We start from the raw sequence: 20,252 nt of genomic DNA, 5'->3' as shown, positions 1-20,252 counted from the left end.
CTCAGCAGGGCTTGATGCGTAACGCGGGCGAAAGGTCGACGAAACGCTTGTGTTCCTACCTCTTGTCGTCGGCGCCGTTCAGGCCCTACGGTCCACAGCAAACGGTTACTGAACCGGCTTCAGCCGTTCTGTCCGTACGCCCTTTGCCTCCTTCCAGCCGACCGCGCCGTCCCCCCATCGCAGTCGCTGTCCTGTCCGTCCGTGGAGGACCCCGATGAGCACCTTCCGTAAGAGAGCCACCGCCGGCGCGGCCGCCGTCCTCTCGCTCTCCCTCGTCCTCGCCGCCTGTTCCAGCGGTGACGACACCAGCGCCACCACCCAGGGCAAGGTCCAACTGGAGTTCTGGAGCTGGACCGACGGCATCCAGCAGCAGGTCGCGGTGTGGAACAAGGCCCACCCCGACACCCAGGTGAAGTACGTCAACGCGGCCGGCGACACGGTCTACCAGAAGCTGCGTGCCGCGATCACCTCCGGCAACGCCCCGTGTCTGGCCAAGATGGACGGAATGAACCTGGCGACCTTCGCCGCCGACGGTCTCCTCACCGACATCACCAAGATCGCCGCCCCGTACAAGTCCCGGTACACCGCCGCGGCCTGGAACGCGGTCAGCCCCGGCGGCGCCACCTACGGCATCCCGATGGGCTCCTCGCCGCTGTTCACCGCCTACCGCGCCGACCTGTTCCAGAAGTACGGCCTGAAGGCGCCCACGACCTGGGACGACGTCATCGCCGCCGGCAAGGCCGCGCAGCGGAAGGACAAGAACGTCAAGATCTACAACATGGCGGGCGAGGACCCCAGCACCCTCGTCGACCTGTCCTGGCAGTCCGGAGCCCAGTGGTACAAGGTGGCCGGCGACCACTGGGAGATCGGCTTCACCTCGCCCGAGGCACTCAGGGCGGGCGATGTCGTCCAGCGGCTCGTCGACGACAACCTCGCCTCCAACGCGTCGTACGCCGACCCGGGCGTCTTCAAGACCTGGGACCTCGGCAAGACCATCATGATGACCACGTCCACCTGGCAGCTGCCGATCTACGACACCAACTTCCCCAAGTCCAAGGGCGAGTGGCAGCTCGCGGACGCCCCCCTCTTCGACCCGGCCAAGCCGCAGACCTCCAGCAACTTCGACACCGTCGGTTTCCTCAAGGGCTGCAAGTACCCCGACCGCGCGGCCCAGTTCGCCACCTGGATGAGCAGCAGCAAGGAGTCGCTGACGGCGCTCACCGACCCCGCGTCCAAGTCCGGGCTCTTCCCGGCGGTCAAGGACGTCTCGCCGTACGTCGACAAGATCATCCCCAAGGAGATGTTCAACGGGAAGTCGGACAGCGCGCAGATCATCACCACCGCCGCCTCCCGGGTCGGCGAGCAGTGGCAGTACGGGCCCGACTACGCCTCCATGTACTCCGAGATGCAGAAGCAGTGGGGCAAGGTCATGAAGAAGCAGATGACCGTCAAGGCGATGCTGACGCACCTTCAGGAGTGGGTGCTGGCCGACCTGAAGCACAAGGGCGTCAAGGCCGTCGCCGCAGGCAGCTGACCCCGCCCGCACCTGAAGACTTTGGAGACTTCCGTGTCCACCCTGACGCGGCCCCCGCGGGTCGCCACCGACTCCCCGGTCCGGCGGACCTCCGCGCGCCGGACCGGGAAGCGGGGAGCCTACAAGGGTGTCCTGTTCACGCTCCCCTTCCTGATCGGCTTCCTCGCCACCTACGTCGCGCCGATCGCCTACGCCTTCAGCGAGAGCCTGCACGAGAAGAAGAGCAGCGGTATCGGCTTCGGCCCGACGAAGGTCGTCTACACGGGGTTCAGCAACTTCGCCGCCATCTTCGCGGACGGCACCTTCTGGACCGGCATGCTGCGCACGCTGCTCTTCGGGGCCGCGCAGATCGTCGTCATGCTGGGGATCTCCCTCCTGCTGGCCCTGCTCCTCGACGGCGTCGCGGCCCGTGCGGTGCGCTTCTTCCGGGCCGCGCTGCTCGTGCCGTACGTCATCCCCGCCGTCGTCTCGACCCTGATGTGGCTGTTCCTGTACAGCCCGACCGCGAGCCCGATCCTCGACGTGGCGGACCGCGCGGGAGCGCACTTCGACTTCTTCGGCGGCCTCAACACCTATCTCTCGCTGGGCAACGTGCTCACCTGGCAGGGCATCGGCTTCAACATGATCCTGATCTCCGCCTCCCTGCAGGCCCTGCCCCGCGAGCTGTACGAGGCGGCCCGGCTCGACGGGGCGCGGGAGTGGCGGATCGCCTGGTCCGTCAAGGTCCCGAACATCACCGGGATTCTCGTCCTGACCGGCATGTTCTCCCTGATCGGCCGCCTCCAGCTGTTCGCCGAGCCGCTCTTCCTGCGCTATGTCGCCCCGGAGTCCATCAACACCGACTTCACGCCGATGATGGAGATCTTCGACCGTGCCTTCAAGGCCGGTGACTACCAGTACGCCGCCGCCGAGTCGCTGGTCCTCGCCGTGGTCACCGGTCTCCTCGCCTTCGTCTTCTACCGCGTCACGAACAGGAAGATGTCATGAGCAGCGTCACGAAGGCCGCGGCCGCCCCCGGGGGCGGTGCGCGCCCCACCCGCCGGGCCGTCGCCCTCACCACGAGCCTGCTGGTCGTCTTCCTCCTGTACTCGCTCGCCCCCACCTGGTTCCTGCTGGTGGCGTCGACCAAGAACCAGACGGACCTGTACTCCACCTTCGGCCTCTGGTTCTCCTCCAACCACCTCGCCGACAACTTCCAGGCGGTCTGGAGCTACCACGACGGTGTCTTCGGCCGCTGGATCTGGAACTCCGTCCTGTACTCCACCGTGGGCGCCGCGGGCTCGACCCTGATCTCGCTGGCCGCCGGCTACGGCCTGGCCAAGTTCGCCTTCCGGGGCCGCGGCGCCCTGTTCGCCGTCATCGTCGGCGCCTCGCTGCTGCCGAGCACCCTGCTGGCCTTCCCGCTCTACCTCGTCTTCGCGAAGATCGGGCTCACCAACACCGTCTGGGCGGTCCTGATCCCGTACTTCATCAATCCCTTCGGCGTCTACCTCGGCAAGGTCTACGCCGACAGCTCGGTGCCGAACGAGCTGATGGAGGCCGCCCGGATCGACGGCGCGGGCGAGGCACGCATCTTCGTCTCGGTCGCCCTGCGACTGATGAGCACCGGCGGCATCACGATCTTCATGCTCGACTTCATCAACATCTGGAACAACTTCTTCCTGCCCCTGTTCATGCTCAATGGCGAGCGCACCTTCCCCGTGACCCTGGGCCTCTTCTCCTGGGTGCAACAGGCGCAGGCCTCCCGCGACATGAACACCCTGGTGCTCTCCGGATCCCTGCTGTCGATCATCCCGCTGGCCGTGTTCATGTTCGCGCTCCAGAGGTACTGGCGCAGCGGAATCCTCATGGGCAGCCTCAAATGACTCCACCCTCCGATCGGACGTCCCGTTGAGACCGTTGATCCACAACCCCGTCCTGCGTGGCTTCGAACCCGACCCGGCGATCCTGCGCGTCGGCGACGACTACTACCTCGCCACGTCGACCTTCGAGTGGTACCCGGGTGTCCGCGTCCACCACTCCCGCGACCTGGTCAACTGGCGCCCGCTGGGCGGGGTGCTGGACAGCCGGCGGCTCCTCGACCTGACCGGCGTCCCTGACTCCGGCGGCATCTGGGCGCCCGGACTGTCGTACGCCGACGGCCTGTTCCACCTCGTCTTCACCGTCGTCGACACCTACGCGGAGGGCTGGAAGGACCTGCCGAACCACGTGACGACGGCGCCGTCGATCGAGGGCCCCTGGTCGGATCCGGCCCCGCTGCACGCGCGCGGCTTCGACGTCTCGCTCTTCCACGACGAGGACGGGCGCAGCTGGCTGCTCAACATGCGGTTCGACTGGCGGCCCGCGCGGGAGTCCTTCGCCGGGATCGAGATCCAGGAGTACGACCGCTCGTCCCGCAAGCTGCTCGGCGAGCCCCGGACGATCTCCCTCGGCACCGCCGCCGGTGTCGCCGAGGGCCCGCACCTGTACCGCCGGGAGGGCTGGTACTACCTCGTGCACGCCGAGGGCGGCACCGGCTACGAGCACGGAGCGGCCGTGGCACGCTCCCGGGATCTGCTGGGCCCCTACGAGCCGGACCCGGCCGGACCTCTCCTGACGTCCCGGCACGATCCGTCGCTGGAACTGCAGAAGGCCGGTCACTGCTCGCTGGTCCGGACGGCGACGGGGGAGTGGTACGCCGCTCACCTGGCCGCCCGCCCGTACGGCGAACGGGGCCGCTGTGTGCTGGGCCGGGAGACCGCGCTGCAACCGCTGACCTGGACGGAGGACGGCTGGCCGCGCATCGCGGGCGGGGTGCCCGCCGTCACGGTTCCGGCCCCGGACCTCCCCCCGGCACCCGTCCCGCCGCGGCCGGTGACGGACCGCTTCGACACGCTGGGCCCCGACTGGTCGACTCTCCGGCGACCCGCCTCCCCCGACTGGATCCAGCCCGCACCCGGCCGACTGCGTGTCAGGGGCGGCCAGTCGCCGGCCGGCCGCCGTACACCGAGCCTGGTCGCCCGCCGGGTCACCGCACGGCACTGCTCCTTCGAGACACGACTGACCTTCGCCCCGCGCACGTCCGACCACCTGGCCGGGCTGACCGCCTACTACAACACCCGCAACTGGCACTACCTGTACCTGACCGCGGACGACGCGGGCGCTCCCGTGCTCACGGCGCTGAGCTGCGCGGCCGGGCGCCTGGTGGCCCACCCGGTCACCGTGCCGCTGGAACAGGGGCAGCCGATCGTCCTGCGGGCCGAACTCGACGGCCCGACCCTGCGTTTCTCGTACGACACGGGCGGCGGCCCGCGCGAGCTGCCCCTCACCCTGGACACCACGGTCCTCTCCGACGAGCACGCGGACGAGTTCCACGACGGTCAACTCCGGGTGCTCGGATTCACCGGCGCCATGCTCGGCCTGTGGGTCCAGGACCTCGACGGGACGGGTGTGCACGCCGACTTCGGGTACGCCACGTACGAGGAGTTCGGCTCATGATCCACGTCGGGCACGTCCGCCTGTTCTGCACGAGCCTCGGTCCGGCCGACGGTCCCGCCCTGCTCCTCGTGCACGGATGGGGTGGCGACGGCAGGGAGTGGTCGCCGCACGCCGAGGTACTGGCGGAGCGGTTCCGGGTGATCGTCCCGGACCTGCGCGGGCACGGCCGCTCGGAGGCACCCGGGGAAGGCAACACGCCGGCCGAGATGGCGCACGACCTCGCCGCTCTGACCGACGCCCTGGGCACCGGCCCGGTCGTCGCCGTCGGCCACTCGATGGGCGGACAGGTCGTGAACCTGCTCGCCGTCCACCATCCGCACACCGTGCGCTCGGTCATCGCCCTGGAACCCGCCCACGGCGCACACGGCGAGGAGGTGGCCGGCATCCCCGCGCGCCTGGACGAGTACCGCACCCAGGGCTCCCGCGCGGCAGCCGCCTTCGTCGCCGGGGCGTTCTCGGACAAGGCCCCGGCGGGGCTGCGCACCGCGCACCTGCGCACCGTCCTCGGCACGCCGGGCCATGTCCTCGCGCAGGCGTACGCGGGCACGTACACCGACCCGGGCGCCGTCGGGGTACGCCCGCACAGCGAGGCGTACCTGCGCAGGCGCACCCAGGCAGCGCTCACGGTGTGGACCTCGGCCGAGGCCGCCGCATGGGAGCGTACGACGCTCCGCACGTCTGGTTCCCGGGTCGACCACTGGCCCGGCTTCGGCCACTACGTGCACGAGGAGCAGCCCGAGCGCACGGTCCGGCTGATCGAGGAATGGGCCGACGCGTCCGTTCGCCGGTGACACGACCCGACCGACACGTCACCCCCCCCCAGCAAGCACCTCAGTCCCAGAGCCGAAGGGAACTTTGTCATGTCCGAACCCGTTCAGCGCAGATCCCTGCTCAAACTGGCCGCCAGCACCGCCGCCACCGGATGGCTGTGGCAGACCGGTGTCGCGCAGGCCGCCGAGACCGAAGCCGCCCCGACCGAGGCGGCGGAGGCCTGCCCGGGCCCGCTGGACACCCTCGTCCTCGGCGACACGACCTCGGAGACGGCACACACGCTGACCGCCACCCGTTCCGACACCGTCACCGGCGGTCTCGGTCAGCCCGCCCGGGTGCTCAATCCGGCGGAGACCAAGGGCTTCTGGGGCGGCAGGCTGGCCGCCACCCTGGCCTGCCGCCCCCAGGGCGCCACCTACGTCACCATCAAGCTGTGGGGCTCGGAGAAGGGCGAGGACCTGGGCCGGCTCCAGCTGTTCGCCGAGGGCAAGCAGGTCGGCCACTTCCACCTCGGCGCGGTCGACCCGCTGGACATCGCCGGTGCCGACCCGCGCACCCCGGACCGTTTCTACTTCCACACGCTGCCGCTGCCCCCGGAACTCACCGCGGGCAAGCACGCGGTCGACCTGGAGATCCGCGCCATGGGCCAGGTGGCGGGCTACGCCCTGACGGCCGCCGACTACTTCAAGGACATGACCGGCCCCAGCCGTACCGTCTACCGCCTCTACACCCACGACCAGCCGTACTTCGACCCCGACCCCGACGACATCACCGGGACGCTGCCCGCCCCCGCGAAGCGGCCCTCGCCCGGCATCGAGGTCGTGCAGAAGATCAACGCGCGGGTGCTGGCCCAGGCCGCGGCCGAGGCGTCCCGCACCGTGCCCCAACTCGACCTGTGGTACCTGGAGTTCCTGGCCCGCGCGTACCGCATGCCGGCGACTGGGGCCTACCGCGACAGCGCGGTTCCCGGGCAGATCGCGAGCAGTCTGGACGGGATCTACTGGCAGCACCTGTCCGACGCCAACGTTGTCATCAACTCCAGCCAGCAGTGGATGGGCCTGGGCCGCGCGGGCCTGGTCATGCTGGCCCTCGCCGGCGAACTGGAGCCGCTGCTCGACGAGTTCGTGATCGGCTCGCCCGGCGTGATCGCCAACGCCGGCTTCGAGCACGGCACCGACACCCCGCAGAGCTGGACGGCACCCGGCTGGGGCAGGACCGCCGACGCGAGCTGGTCCAGGGACACCACGGTCGCCCGCCACGGCGGCGCCTCCCTCAAGGTCCAGGCCACCCAGTCCAACGGCTTCATCACCGTCTACTCCACACCCAAGACGAAGATCGGCAAGGGCCGATACACCTACGGCGCCTGGGTCAGGACCGACGGCGTCACCGGCGCCGGAGCCCACATCGACCCGCTGTTCTTCGACGCGGACGGCAAGCTGATCGGCGGCGACCACCGCCAGTACGCCACCACCGGTACCCACGACTGGGAGTACGTCTCCCTCGACCTGGACACTCCCGACGGCGCCACCCGGACGGAGCTGCACCTGCGCCTGTCCGGCCCGGGCACCGCCTGGTTCGACGACGTCACCCTGGTCGCGCCCGCCGGGTCGGCCGACGCACCTGTCGTCCGCCGGGACGCCTGGGCGAAGATGCTGCTGGACAGCCGCGAGTACTGGCGGCAGAACGTCCCGCAGTACACCAACCAGGCCATCATCTGCGCCCTCGGTCTCTACCTCGCCGACCGCGGCCTGAGCTGGCTCGGCGCCGAGACGGCCTGGGGCGAGACCAGGGCCCGCGGCTACCTCCGCCAGTCCGTCGGCCTCGCCCCCTGGCTCGGCCCGGAGGACAAGGACGGCAACCCCACCAAGCCGCTGGGCGGCGCGTACTACCAGGTCAGCAGGAAGGGAATCTCGAAGGAACTCGGCTACGCCGGCAACTACGGGGAACTCCAGGACTGGCTGGCGCTGGTCCACGACGCGGTCATCGGCATCGACGGCGTCCAGGACACCGAACTCCATGACCACCTGGTCAAGATGGTCAAGGCGCGCGCCGTCTTCCACTACCCGGCGCTGGACTCCGACGGCTACACGGCCATGCGCTACGAAGCCGTCGTCGGCTGGCGCGACGGCGGATACCCCGGCAAGGTCGCCTACGACGAGGGCAACAAGTGGGACGGCCACCCGCTGCGCCTCGCGACCCTGCTCAAGGACCCGGACCTGACCTCGTACGCACGGCAGTCCGTCGCCGACAACCAGGTCTTCCAGGTGCTGCAGGAGGCCTACGACCTCGGCGCCTCCGCCCGCACCAACCTCCAACTGCTTTCCATCGCCGACGACTACGCCTACGTCACCGGCTCCACCGGCGGCGGGGCGCCGCTGCCGATGACGCCCGGACAGCCGGACTTCGTGTTCTCCGACGAGGAGAACGGCCTGGTCGCCGTCAAGCACGGCGACGAGATCCTCTACGCCTCCCTGTACTGGCGGGCCCGGTGGGGCGTCAACTGGCTCGCCCGCGTGCACCTCATCACCGCCGAGGGCATCGAGCGGTCCGCGACGGTGTGGCAGGACGTGCGGTACGTCCCCGACGGGCGCTCCTTCACCGAACCCGACTGGATCAACTGGGAGTTCACCACGCCGGACCTGCCCGTCCCGGCCGGCGGCTACAACCCGCCCGGAGACGTCCCGCACCAGGCGTTCGCCGGGCAGGCGCTGCCGCTGGCCGCGGCGCCCGCGGACGCGCCGAGGACCGCGCCGGGCCAGGAGAGCCCGTTCGCGGGACGCGCGTCCTTCTACCGGTGCGCGTACGGCCCGTACCTGATCGCCATGAACACCGCCGCGGACCGCACCTACACGTTCTCCACGAAGGGCTTCGGTGCCGCACGGAACCTCCTCACCGGCGCGAAGGTGACCGGCAACGCCACGCTGTCCGTGCGACCGGGCAGCACGGTGGTGCTGCGCAAGCGCTGACAGGCCACGGGGGGCGCCCGCCATGCCGGTGCGGCGCCCACCCGCGCCGCGCTCCGCGCTTCAGGCCGACGGCGGTCTCTCGCCGTGCGACGTCGGCGGCGCCGGGTGTGAGTAGTCGGGGTACAGGAAATCCCGGTGAGATTGATCTTGGTCAGCTAGCACACCGTTCTACGGCCTCGCTGAGGTTCACGGAAAGATCGTCGAGCGCGTACCGGTGCTCGCTACGGTCCGCCTCGTGCCGGTGGAGTTTCTGACTGATGAGCAGGCCGAGGCGTACGGGACGTTCACCGATGTGCCCACGCGCCCGGAGCTGGAGCGGTTCTTCTTCCTCGACGATGACGACCGTGATCTGATCGCGCTGCGTCGTGCGGACGCGCACCGGCTGGGTATGGCGGTGCAGATCTGCACGGTCCGCTACGTCGGCCGGTTCCTGGGCGAGGACCCGCTCGCCGTGCCGTGGGAGGTCGTGGAGTACCTGGCCGGGCAGCTCGGCATCGCGGACGCCTCGTGCGTGAAGCGGTACGCCGAGCGGCGCTCGACGGTGTACGAGCACGCGGACGAGATCCAGAGGCGGTTCAAGTACCGGGACTTCACCGACCGGAAGTGGGGGCGGGAGTTCCGCAGCTTCCTGTACGGGCGGGCATGGACGCACGCCGAGGGGCCGGTGGCGCTGTTCAACCACGCGGTGACGTGGCTGCGTAAGAACCGGGTGCTGCTGCCGGGCGTCTCGGTGCTGGCCCGGCAGGTGTCGGAGGCCCGTACGGCGGCCGAGCGGCGCCTGTACGAGGCGGTGGCCCGGGCGACGGTCCAGGCGGATGCGACGCTCGCGCCGGCCTTGGCGGAGCTGCTGGTGGTGCCGGAGGGCAGGCGGGTCTCGGAGCTGGAGCGGCTGCGCACGCCTCCGGTGAAGTCGACGGGCACGGCGATGGTGCGGGCCATGGAACGCGTCGAGGAGATCTCCGCGTTCGCCCTGGGGCGGGTGAACCTGTCGCGGGTGCCGGTGAACCGGCTGTCCGCGCTGGCCCGGTACGGGCAGCTGAGCAAGGCGCAGACGATCGAGCGGGCGCCGGAGCCGCGGCGGACCGCGCTGCTCACGGCGGTGGTGCGCCAGCTGGAGGCGCAGGCGGTCGACGACGCGCTCGACCTGTTCGCGGTGCTGATGGCGAGCCGGCTGATCAGCCCGGCGCGGCGGGCCTCCGACCGCGACCGGTTGGCGATGCTGCCGCAGTTGGAGAAGGCGGCCCGCATCCTGGCGAAGGCGTCGAAGATCCTCGCCGAGGAGCTGGACCTGGTTGCCGAGCACGACGCGGACCTGGACGTCGAGGCCCTGTGGGCGGCGGTGGAGGAGGTGGTTCCGCGAACGACGGTGGCCGGGGCGGTTGCGACTGTTGAGGCCCTGGTGCCGGAGGATGACGGATCGGCCGAGGCCGCGATGCGCGAGAAGCTGGCCCTGCGCTACAACACCGTACGCCCCTTCCTGTCCCTGCTCGGCGAGTCGGACGCGCTGGGCGCCGCCCCGGCCGGGCGGCGCATCCTCAAGGCCGTGCGCCGCCTGCCCGCGCTCTCCCGGCGCCGGGTCAAGGACCGGCCGCTGCTGCCCCGCGAGGTCGACGCCGAGCTGGTGCCGGCGATGTGGAAGCGCGCGGTGTTCTCCAACGGCAAGCTGCCGCAGGGAGCGGTCGACCGTGACGCGTACGTGGTGTGCGTCCTGGAGCAGTTGCACCGTGCGCTGAACCGGCGTGATGTGTTCGCTTCCCCGTCGAACCGATGGGCGGACCCGCGTGCCCGGCTGCTGGACGGGCTGCGGTGGGAGGCGATGCGCGCGGACGTGCTCGCGGGCCTGTCCCTGACCGAGGACGCCGAGGAGCACCTGGCCCAGCTTGCCCGGGGGCTGGATGCGGCGTGGCGGCAGATGGCCGACCGCCTGGAGGAGGCCGGCGCTGACGCGAAGGTGGAGATCGTCGTCCCCGAGGGCGGCGGACGCGCCCGCCTGTCGGTGGACAAGCTCGGCGCCGTGGGCGAGCCGGAGTCGCTGACCTGGCTCAAGGCCACCACCGAGGCGATGCTCCCGAGGATCGACCTACCGGACCTGCTGTTCGAGGTCCACTCCTGGACTTCGTTCCTCGACGCCTTCGGCCACGTCTCCGAGCGGCGCACCCGCATGGAGGGCTTGCTCGTCTCCATCGTCGCGCTGCTGGTCTCGCAGAGCTGCAACATCGGCCTGACTCCGGTCATCGACCCGGAGAACAAGGCGCTGACCCGCTCGCGCTTGTCCCACGTCGACCAGAACTACCTGCGCGCCGACACCCTCGCCGCGGCAAACGCCGCGCTCATCAACGCCCAGTCCCGCATCGAGCTGGCCCAGATGTGGGGCGGCGGCCTGCTCGCCTCCGTCGACGGCCTGCGCTTCGTCGTCCCTGTCAAGAGCATCAACACCGGGCCCTCACCCAAGTACTACGGCTACAAACGCGGCGTGACCTGGCTCAACGCCGTCAACGACCAGGTCGCCGGGATCGGGGCGATGGTCGTACGCGGTACCCCGCGCGACAGCCTGTACACGCTGGACACGCTGCTGAACCTCGACGGCGGGGTGAAGCCGGAGATGGTCGCGACCGACAACGCCTCGTACTCCGACATGGCCTTCGGCCTGTACAAGATGCTCGGCTTCCGCTTCGCCCCGCGCTTCCGCGACCTCGCCGACCAGAGGTTCTGGCGGGCCGACCTGCCCGACGGCGAGGCGCCGGCCGCCGGGTACGGGCCGCTGGAGGCCGTCGCCTGCAACAAGGTGAACCTCAAGCGGATCGCCACGCACTGGCCGGACATGCTCCGCGTCGCCGGATCGCTCATCACCAACCAGGTCCGGGCCTACGACCTGCTGCGGATGTTCGGCCGCGAAGGCCACCCGACCCCGCTCGGCGCCGCGTTCGCCGAGTATGGCCGCATCGACAAGACCATGCACCTGCTCGCCCTGGTCGACCCGGTCGACGACACCTACCGCCGGCTGATGAACCGGCAGCTGACCGTGCAGGAGTCCCGCCACCGCCTGGCCCGCGCGATCTGCCACGGCGGCCGAGGCCAGATCCGCCAGGCGTATAGGGAGGGCCAGGAGGACCAGCTCGCCGCCCTCGGCCTGGTCCTCAACGCCGTGGTCCTGTGGAACACCCGCTACCTCGACGCGGCCGTCGCCCAGCTCCGCGCCGAGGGCCACGACATCAAGGACGAGGATGTCGTCCGCCTGTCCCCGCTCAAGGACCGGCACATCAACTTCCTGGGCCGCTACCTGTTCAACATCAAGGCCAGCGGCCCCGGCCAGGGCCTGCGCCCGCTGCGGGACCCGGACGCCATCCAGGACGACGAAGACGAAGACTGACGACCGGGGCGCCCGCTCCGTGGGCCGGTGCAGCGGAACGACGATGTGCCTTTGGGCCCAGCCCCAAGAGTGGTGGGCGTCTGCGAGTGGGTCTTCCGTGCGGATCACCAGGGGCGCGGCGGTCTACGGCAGGGCAGGGTCTTCACGCGGTGTCGTAGCGGTGGCGTGCGTTCTCGATCTCGTCATGGTGGTCCGTGACCCACTGGGCGAGCGCGTGGACGATGGTGCGCAGGCTCTCGCCGAGGGGGGTGAGCTGGTACTCGACGCGTGGGGGTACCTCGGCGTAGACGGTGCGGGAGACGACTCCGTCGCGTTCCAGGTGGCGCAGGGTAAGGGTGAGCATGCGCTGGGAGACGCCCGGAACCCGCTGGTGCAGGGCGCCGAACCGCAGGGGTCCGCGGCTGAGGATGCCGATGACCAGAACCGACCACTTGTCGCCGATCCGGTCGAGGGTCTCGCGGAATCCCCGGCCGTTATCCGGCCAGCTTTCGCAGGGATGAGGGGCATCGGCAGGCCAGGCCTCGCACGGGTGCGGGGCGGCACGGTCAGGGTCAGTGGTGTGCTTTGCGTACATCAATGTGCCTTTTGTGGGGTCCTCGCTGCATCCCTATGGTGGGGCTACGTACTAATCGTAACCAAGCGAGGTAGCAGCATGTCTTCCACCCTTCCCGCAGTCGCTGTCGTCGGGGTCGGTCCGGGCCTGGGTCGCGCCATCGCCCGCCGTTTCGGCGCCGCCGGGCACCCCGTGGCCCTGATCTCGCGCAACGCCGACAAGCTGGCGGGCCTCGCCGACGCTCTGGCCGCCGAGGGCGTCACCGCCCGCGCCTACCCGGCCGATGTCACCGACGCGAAGGGGCTGTCCGGCGCGCTGGAGGCGGCCGCCGCCGAGCTCGGGCGGATCGGCGTGCTCTCCTACAGCCCGGCCCCCACCTTCCCCAGTGAAGCCGGCCAGGTGCCCGACCTGAAGGCGCTGGGATTCACCCCCGCCGCGGAGACCACCCCCGAATCCGTGCAGCCCATGATCGACATGCTCGTCGGCGGTGCCCTCACCGCTGCCGCCGCGGTCCTGCCGGCGATGCGCGAGGCTGGCGACGGCGCCCTGCTGTTCACCACCGGCACGACCGCCCTCGCCCCCATTCCCGGCATGAGCAACTCCGGCATCGCCCTGGCCGGACTGCGCTCCTGGGCCCGCGGCCTGCACGAGGACCTCGCCGGGGAAGGCGTCTGGGTCGGCCACCTGTCCATCGGCGTCCCGATCGTCCCCGGCTCGGGCGACGGCGACCCGGACGCCCTCGCCGAGCGCTGGTACCAGCTGGCTCAGGCACGCGACACCTTCGAGACCACCGTCGGCATCTGACCCGCCACGGGCGGGCCCGCCGAGCACAGTGCCTGCCGAACCAAGCAAACGACGTCTTCGGTGCGCCGGGCCGTCAGGCCCGGCGCACCGAGGCCCGTCTTGAGGGCCCACTCAACCGACTGGAGGCCAGTCACCATGCAATCCACAGGAGTCCCCGCCATCACCCGGCTGACCGTCGACGTCTGGGCGGACATGCTGTGCCCGTGGTGCTACCTGGGCGAGCAGCGGCTGGACACGGCCATCGCGTCCTCGCCGCACGCGGCGAACATCGACCTGCGGGTGCACTCCTTCCAGCTCGATCCGGATGCTCCGACCACGACCGTCCCGACCCTGGAGTACCTGGCGGGGAAGTACGGGGCGAGCCAGGAGCAGGCGCGGACCATGGAGGAGAACATGGCGCGGCAGGCTGCGGCCGAGGGCCTGCCCTACGTGGTGGACCGGCCTGCCGGCAACACCCTTGACCTGCTGCGACTGGTGCATCTGGGCGCGGAGCACGAGGTCGCCTGGAAGTACCTGCAAGCCATGCAGGCCGAGGTGTTCGGCGGTAACGCCGACGCTTTCGAGCACACCACCCTGGTCCGGCTCGGGGAGCGGCTGGGCATCCCCGGAGAGCAGATCCGTGAGGTGCTGGCCGGTGACCGGTATGCCGACCGCGTGCGCGCCGACCAGGACCAGGCCGTGCGCCTGGGGGCGCGCGGAGTGCCCTTCACGGTGCTCGGCGGCCGCCTGGGCATTCCCGGCGCGGTGAGCGTGGAGCAGTACACGAACGCGATCAACCAGGCATGGGAGCAGATCAATGACTGACGACACGGCCCCGCAGACCACCGCCCCACTCGTGATCATGGACGGAGCAGCGGATGGCTATTGCGATCCAGGCACGGGAGTCTGCGTTCTGCCGGGCGCGGCGACGCCCAGCCCGCCCAACCTCGGTGGACGCGCTGACGAGCCGGTCGCGCCGCCGAAGCACTGATCAACGGCGCGATCCACGCCGTCATCACAGGTCCTCAGCCGGGAGGGATCTTCAGAAAACCAACGTTTTCTGAAGATCACCGGGCGGGGCCCGCAACCCCCTCAGGGGCCTTCAAAAAACCCTTCAAAAACCTGGGTCATTCAAGAACCTCGGACCACCGTTTTCTGACATGATCCGGGGTCATGAGTGACCTCCCGGAGCCGTCCGGCCACCCCGAACTCCTCGTCGCCGAGCCGCTGGTGCGCACCGAGATCAAGATCGGGTACGCGCGGGTGTCGACCGGCGGGCAGAAACTCGAACGGCAGATCGACGCCCTCACCGCCGCCGGGTGCCGCAAGATCTTCTCCGACAAGAAGTCCGGCAAGACCGACCTGCGCCCGGAGCTCAAGGCGTGCCACGCCTTCCTCGACGCAGGCGACACCCTCGTGGTTCCCTCGCTCGACCGCTACGGCCGCAGCCTCCAGGACCTCATCAACATGGTCGCCGCCCTGCGTGACCGTGGTATCGGGTTCACCTCGCTGCACGAGAACCTGGACACCACCACCCCCGGCGGCCGGCTCGTCTTCCACGTCTTCGCTGCCCTCGCCGAGTTCATCCGCGAACTCATCGTCCAGGGCACCCGCGAGGGCCTGGCCGCCGCCCGCGCCCGCGGCCGGGTCGGCGGACGCCCCACCGTCGCCACCGAGGAAGTCATCAAGGCCGCCCGCGACCTCCTGCCCAACCCCGGCCGCTCGATCACCTCGATCGCCAAACTCCTCGGCGTCTCCGCGGGCACCCTCTACAACCACATCCCCGACCTGCGCGAACTGCGCGCCGTGCCACGCCAGCTCGACGCCACGGAGCGGTGACCCTCGCGTGCCGATCCGACCCGAGAACCGCGACCGCTACCCCGACAACTGGCCGGAGATCTCCAAGAGCATCAAGGAACGCCGGTTGGCGGTGCGAATGTGAGGGCGAGTGCGGACGCGGCACCCACCCCGGCCGGTGCCCCAACCGGCACGGACAGCCCGCGTACGGCACCGGCTCGCGCGTCATCATGACCACCGCGCACCTCGACCACGCGCCGGAGAACTGCGACCCGACCAACCTCAAGGCCATGTGCCAGGGATGCCACCTGCACTACGACCAGGACCACCACGCCCGCACCCGGGCCGAAGCCCGTCGTACCGCGCTCGAAGCCTCCGGGCAGCCGGCGTTCGAGCTGTAGGCGAACGCAGCAAGATCAACTGCTTAGCGTTACTGGCTGTTCTGTTGGTCCCCAAGGCCAGTGGTTCGCCGCGAATGAACGAATCTTCGAGAGGGATGGTGATGAGCGACAGGAGTCTGACCCAAATTGAGGCCGAGGGGCGGGCGAGCCTGCTGACGGTCGAGCGGTATGACGTTGCCGTGGACCTTTCGGATCTGCTGACCGGCTCGCGGGTCCGGTGCGCGTCGACGATCACCTTTACGTGTCACCGGCCCGGGGCCGAGACCTTTGTCGATTGTGCGGCGATGGTTGAGAGCGCCACGCTCAACGGGGTCGTGTTGCGGTCGGCTGTTGAGGGCCGGATCGCGCTGACCGATCTTGCCGAGAGCAACGTCCTCACGGTGGTTTCGGTGACGGAGTGCTCGGCCGATGGCCGGGGCGTGCACAAGGCGGTCGATCCCGCCGACGGCGAGGCGTACTTCTTCACCGACTTCAGTCCCGACTACGCCCGGTACGTGTTGGCCTGCTTCGATCAGCCGGATCTCAAGGCGCCGTGGGCGTTCACCGTGACCGCTCCTGTCGGCTGGCGGGTGTTGAGCAACAGCGGTGACCCGCAGGTCGAAGACCTCGGCTCGGTGCGACGCTGGACCTTCCCGCCGACGCCGCCGCTGGCGGCGTACAACACTGTGATCAATGCGGGCCCGTACTACGAGTTGCGGCGTCGCGGAGCTGGTCATGATCTCGGGCTCTTCTGCCGGCAGTCGCTAGCTTCGATCCTGGACCGGGACGCCGACGAGCTGTTCACCCTGACCACCCAGGGGCTCGAGTTCTTCGCCGGCAAGTTCGGCATGCCGTTTCCGCAGCACAAGTACGACCAGGTCTTCACGCCCGAGTTCCCTGGCGCGCTGGAGAACTTCGGCTGCGTCACCTGGATGGACTGGTTCCTGCGCAGGAGCACGCCGACCAGGGCGGAGTGGGACATCTTCTCGCGGTACCTGTTGCACGAGCTCGCGCATATGTGGTTCGGCAACATCGTCACGATGCGCTGGTGGGACGACCTGTGGCTGAACGAGGCGTTCGCGGAGTTCGCGAGTAATTGGGCCGCGGTGAGCGTGACGTCGTACACCGATGCCTGGACGGCACATCTGGCCGGCGAGAAACTCAAAGCGTATTTCATGGACCAGGGACCGACGACGCACCCGATCCGCCAGCAGGTCCGCGACGTCTCCGAGGCCGCAGCGACTTTCGACGCCATCACCTACCCCAAGGGCGCGTCCGTGCTGCACCAGCTGATGACATATGTCGGCGAGGCAAACTTCTCGGCGGGTCTGACCAGCTACTTCGCCACGCATGCCTGGGGCAACACCACGCTGGAGGACCTGATCGATGCGGTCGCCGATGCCAGCGGACGTGACCTGGACCAGTGGCGTGCGGGATGGCTGGAAACAGCGGGCACCGACCGGCTGACTCTCGACCGCGACACAGACGGGTTCACCCTGGTCGCCCAGGGTCCGGGGGGCCGGCCGCGCCCGCATGTGCTTGCCGTCGGCGCCTACGAGGGTTCCGGGGATCATCTTGAGCGGATGGCACTCGTCGCAGTCGAGGTAGCGGGCGAACGGACCCGGCTCGACCTGCCAGCAGGAGCCGACCTGTATCTGGTCAACGATGAAGACCTGACCTTCGCCTCGACGAGACCTGACGCCACGACCAGAGACGCGTTCTTCCGCAACGCCGCCCGCCTGCCCACCGCGACCGCGCGAGGTGTCGCCGTCACCACGGCCTGGGACATGCTGATCAACGGCGAGGCGACAGCCGCCGAAGCTGTGCAGTGCCTGATTGGAGTGCTGGCTGTCGAGACGTCCGCGTCGGTGATCGAGCCGTATCTCAACCTGGCTGTCGAGGCCGCGGATCTGTGGAGCCCGGAGTCGGATCGGGACGAGTTGCTGCGAGCAGTGGCTGCGGCGTGCCGCAGCCTCTCCGGCGTCGGCGCCTACCGCAAAGCGGCGTTGCGCGGCTTCGCTCGCACTGCGGCCGAGGTGGAGGAGGTGGCTTGGCTCCAGACCGAGGCCGGGGAGGACATCGATCTCCAGTGGCGAGCTCTGGTGCGCAAGGCTCAGCTCGGAAGCCCGACCGCAGCCGAGGCTCAGGCCCTGCTCGACCGCGACCCGGATCCCGATGCGTGGGTCAGCAGGCTCCAGGTCAGCGCTGCGACCCCGGACGCGGCCGAGAAGAAAGCGGTGTGGCAGAGGCTGGTGACGGACCGCGCGGTGCCTATCGCTTCGGTCCACTCAGTTGCGGCACTGTTCTGGAGCGCCGGCCAGGACGACTTGCTGAGGCCCCACGCGGAGGCCTACCTCGATCTCGTGCCAACCATCCACCACAGCGGAACCGTGCCGGCGAGGACCTACACCAAATGGCTCTTCCCGCTGTTCGGTATCGACCTGACCTTCGTGGGACGAGCGGAAGACCTGGCGGCAGAGGCTGTCCCGGTCGTCCGCACGAACCTCCTGGACCAGGCCGACAGGATGCGCCGCATACTGCGCTCCCGCAGCTGAAGTCTTTCCAGCCCGGCACACAGCTCGATCTGCAATTCCTCGATGCTGGTGAGAAGCCATGTCACAATCGGTGATTCGTGACGCTCTGTAGGTATATGTTCCTGATACTGAGAGGCGAGGTCGTCTTCACTCAGGAGCACCTGCTGACGCTTCGACGCGTGAGGCCGTGGGGGCCGTGCTCGACATCGCTTTCGAGCCACGAGATGACGGGACGATCCGGCTCTCGCGCGGCACGTCGGACGACGGGCGGATTGAGCAAGCGCGCGCCCGACCCAGGTGAGTTCATCACCGGGTCGGGCCCGCCGGGGTCACAGCCCCATCCCCACCCATTCACGGCTAGCGATCTTCCGGGCCTCGTCCTCCGTGGCCACGAGGACGATGCACGTGGGCCGCCAGATGGCGTTCGAAGACTGCCCGTCGGCCCGTGGGACTGCCTCGACCGGGCCTGCGAGCAGTACGAAGCGCTAGACGGAAGCGACCTGCCCGACGTGACCTACTGCTCCCACGTCACCGTGCTGGTCCTCTGCTCCGCGTGCTCCGGCGCCAGCGCCAACCACGCCATCAAGAACGAGATCGCCTGGGACGACTGCGAGGAGCGGCGGCACAGGCAGACCAGCGCATGAGCGTCCCGCTACTTTGCACCGTGGGTCAGGGATAGGAGACCGGGGCCGGATACGCCCGGGTCTCCACTGGCGGGCAGAAGCTCGAACGGCAGCTCGACGCGCTCACCGCCGCCGGGTGCCGGAAGATCTTCGCGGACAAGAAGTCCGGCAAGAACGCGCTCCGCCCCGAGCTGAAGGCGTGCCACGCCTTCCTCGATTCCGGCGACACCCTTGTGGTCCCCTCACTCGACCGCTACGGCCGCAGCCTCCAGGACCTCATCAACATGGTGGCCGACCTGCGGAAGCGTGGGATCGGCTTCACCTCACTACACGAGAACCTCGACACCACGACGCCCGGCGGCCGTCTCGTCTTCCACGTCTTCGCCGCCCTCGCGGAGTTCATCCGCGAACTCATCGTCATCGGCACCAACGAGGGCCTGGCTGCCGCCCGCGCCCGCGGCCGCGTCGGCGGACGCCCCAGCGTCGCCACCGACGAAGTCATCCGTGCCGCCCGCGACCTCCTGCCCGACCCTGGCCGCTCGATCACCTCGATCGCCAAGCTCCTGGGCGTCTCCCCGGGCACCCTCTACAACCACATCCCCGACCTTCGAGAGCTGCGCGCGGGCGCCCTCCCCCACCAGCTCGAAGCGCCCGCGAATTAGGCGAACCCGAACAAGATCAATCTCACCGGGATTTCCTGCACCTCAACTACTCACACCCGGGCGCGTTGAGGGCGAGGACGACGGCCTGCAGGCGGTCGCGTGCGCCTGTCTTGGTCAGGATTCTGCTGACGTGGGTCTTGACCGTCGTCGGAGCCAGGCGCATGTGCCGGGCGATCTCCGTGTTGGTCCATCCGCGTGCCATGGCGGCGAGAACCTCGTGTTCACGCGAGGTGAGGGTGTCGAGTCGATGCCGTTCACGCAACGCGTCGAGGGGCCCACCTCTGAAGAACTCGATCAGGTCGCGGGTCAGGCGCGGGGAGATCGCGGCACCGCCGACGGACACGGCACGGATCGCCGTGAGTTGTCGGGCAGGAAGCCGCTGGCACCCGCATGAAGTGCCTGGCGCGCCAGCGGCGCGAGGTCGGCCCCGCACAGCACCAGCACGCGGCCGGAGGCCGGGCGGGCGCTGATGCCGCGGATGATGCCGAGGCTTTCGCGGTCGAGGTCTTCCGTGTGCCAGACGACGATGTCCGGGCCGAGCCGCGCGCTTCGGTGGACGGCGTCGTGGCGGGTGGCCTCGCCGACGACCTGGAGGCCCGGAAGGCCGGCCATGGCCATGCTGAGGGCTCGGCTACTGAGGGCGTGATCGTCGACGATCAGCAAGCGGGGCATGCGGGTGGTTCTTCCGTCAACGTGCAGCCGGGGGGCGTGCGATCCGGCCGCCTTCGATTTGAACTGGGAAACCGTTCGGTTTACGGTAGGGCGAAACCGATCGGTTTCCAAGTCCGGTCCGTGCGTGCTG

The 20,252-nt window shown here is 69.5% G+C and carries 16 protein-coding genes and 1 pseudogene; 14 read left to right on the top strand and 3 right to left on the bottom strand.

Annotated features, from left to right (window positions below):
• The first annotated feature begins 214 nt into the window (after nucleotides 1-214).
• From BEK98_RS26230 to BEK98_RS26200, 7 genes are all read left to right on the top strand, one after another.
• Nucleotides 215-1,534: an ABC transporter substrate-binding protein gene (locus BEK98_RS26230; RefSeq protein WP_094219113.1), complete on the top strand. Its 1,320-nt coding sequence runs from the start codon at nucleotides 215-217 to the stop codon at nucleotides 1,532-1,534.
• A 33-nt stretch (nucleotides 1,535-1,567) separates the two neighbouring features.
• Nucleotides 1,568-2,521, top strand: coding sequence for a carbohydrate ABC transporter permease (locus BEK98_RS26225; RefSeq protein ID WP_094219112.1), 954 nt, complete (start codon nucleotides 1,568-1,570; stop codon nucleotides 2,519-2,521).
• Nucleotides 2,518-3,399 (top strand): carbohydrate ABC transporter permease, encoded by an 882-nt coding sequence (locus BEK98_RS26220; RefSeq protein WP_094219111.1) that lies wholly within the window; start codon nucleotides 2,518-2,520, stop codon nucleotides 3,397-3,399. The genes BEK98_RS26225 and BEK98_RS26220 overlap by 4 nt, the downstream gene beginning before the upstream one ends.
• A gap of 34 nt (nucleotides 3,400-3,433) precedes the next feature.
• Nucleotides 3,434-5,011: a glycoside hydrolase family 43 protein gene (locus BEK98_RS26215; RefSeq protein ID WP_094219110.1), complete on the top strand. Its 1,578-nt coding sequence runs from the start codon at nucleotides 3,434-3,436 to the stop codon at nucleotides 5,009-5,011.
• Complete coding sequence (locus BEK98_RS26210) at nucleotides 5,008-5,802, top strand: alpha/beta fold hydrolase (RefSeq protein ID WP_094219109.1); 795 nt, start codon at nucleotides 5,008-5,010, stop codon at nucleotides 5,800-5,802. Before BEK98_RS26215 ends, BEK98_RS26210 begins: the two co-directional genes overlap by 4 nt.
• Before the next feature lie 69 nt (nucleotides 5,803-5,871).
• Entirely contained in the window at nucleotides 5,872-8,748 is a 2,877-nt protein-coding gene (locus BEK98_RS26205; RefSeq protein WP_094219108.1) for a Tat pathway signal protein, read from the top strand.
• Between the two features lie 235 nt (nucleotides 8,749-8,983).
• The gene (locus BEK98_RS26200) at nucleotides 8,984-12,118 is read left to right on the top strand and encodes a Tn3 family transposase (protein WP_094219154.1); all 3,135 of its coding nucleotides are present in this window, start codon (nucleotides 8,984-8,986) and stop codon (nucleotides 12,116-12,118) included.
• A gap of 142 nt (nucleotides 12,119-12,260) precedes the next feature.
• On the opposite strand, the gene BEK98_RS48635 is transcribed toward BEK98_RS26200, so the two are convergent.
• Nucleotides 12,261-12,692 carry a winged helix-turn-helix transcriptional regulator gene (locus tag BEK98_RS48635; RefSeq protein ID WP_143684160.1) on the bottom strand — a complete coding sequence of 144 codons (432 nt, stop codon included), beginning with the start codon at nucleotides 12,690-12,692 and terminating at the stop codon, nucleotides 12,261-12,263.
• A 78-nt stretch (nucleotides 12,693-12,770) separates the two neighbouring features.
• Between BEK98_RS48635 and BEK98_RS26195 the strand changes: the two genes are divergently transcribed.
• The 7 genes and pseudogenes from BEK98_RS26195 to BEK98_RS26170 all read left to right on the top strand — a co-directional run.
• The gene (locus BEK98_RS26195; RefSeq protein WP_167444267.1) at nucleotides 12,771-13,475 is read left to right on the top strand and encodes an SDR family NAD(P)-dependent oxidoreductase; all 705 of its coding nucleotides are present in this window, start codon (nucleotides 12,771-12,773) and stop codon (nucleotides 13,473-13,475) included.
• A gap of 135 nt (nucleotides 13,476-13,610) precedes the next feature.
• On the top strand, nucleotides 13,611-14,279 hold the full coding sequence (locus tag BEK98_RS26190; RefSeq protein WP_094219106.1) for a DsbA family oxidoreductase: 669 nt from the start codon (nucleotides 13,611-13,613) through the stop codon (nucleotides 14,277-14,279).
• Between the two features lie 348 nt (nucleotides 14,280-14,627).
• On the top strand, nucleotides 14,628-15,293 hold the full coding sequence (locus BEK98_RS26185) for a recombinase family protein (protein ID WP_094219105.1): 666 nt from the start codon (nucleotides 14,628-14,630) through the stop codon (nucleotides 15,291-15,293).
• 188 nt (nucleotides 15,294-15,481) lie between these two features.
• Nucleotides 15,482-15,652: a hypothetical protein gene (locus BEK98_RS50155; RefSeq protein WP_244201980.1), complete on the top strand. Its 171-nt coding sequence runs from the start codon at nucleotides 15,482-15,484 to the stop codon at nucleotides 15,650-15,652.
• Nucleotides 15,653-15,753: 101 nt separating this feature from the next.
• On the top strand, nucleotides 15,754-18,186 hold the full coding sequence (gene pepN / locus BEK98_RS26175; RefSeq protein ID WP_094219153.1) for an aminopeptidase N: 2,433 nt from the start codon (nucleotides 15,754-15,756) through the stop codon (nucleotides 18,184-18,186).
• A 488-nt stretch (nucleotides 18,187-18,674) separates the two neighbouring features.
• A complete protein-coding gene (locus tag BEK98_RS50930; protein ID WP_279635482.1) occupies nucleotides 18,675-18,809 on the top strand; it encodes a hypothetical protein in 135 nt (44 codons plus the stop codon).
• Nucleotides 18,810-18,856: 47 nt separating this feature from the next.
• A pseudogene (locus tag BEK98_RS26170) lies at nucleotides 18,857-19,450 on the top strand (recombinase family protein); the annotation flags it as partial.
• A 46-nt stretch (nucleotides 19,451-19,496) separates the two neighbouring features.
• Here BEK98_RS26170 and BEK98_RS26165 read toward each other — a convergent pair.
• Nucleotides 19,497-19,793, bottom strand: a complete 297-nt coding sequence (locus BEK98_RS26165) for a response regulator transcription factor (protein ID WP_094219104.1) — start codon at nucleotides 19,791-19,793, stop codon at nucleotides 19,497-19,499.
• Nucleotides 19,757-20,122, bottom strand: a complete 366-nt coding sequence (locus tag BEK98_RS26160) for a response regulator (RefSeq protein ID WP_094219103.1) — start codon at nucleotides 20,120-20,122, stop codon at nucleotides 19,757-19,759. Before BEK98_RS26160 ends, BEK98_RS26165 begins: the two co-directional genes overlap by 37 nt.
• Nucleotides 20,123-20,252: the final 130 nt, after the last annotated feature.

Source organism: Streptomyces diastatochromogenes (assembly GCF_002242805.1).
Lineage (GTDB): Bacteria > Actinomycetota > Actinomycetes > Streptomycetales > Streptomycetaceae > Streptomyces > Streptomyces diastatochromogenes.
Note: the sequence above shows the minus strand (reverse complement) of the source record. Positions and strands in the feature narration are given on the sequence as shown.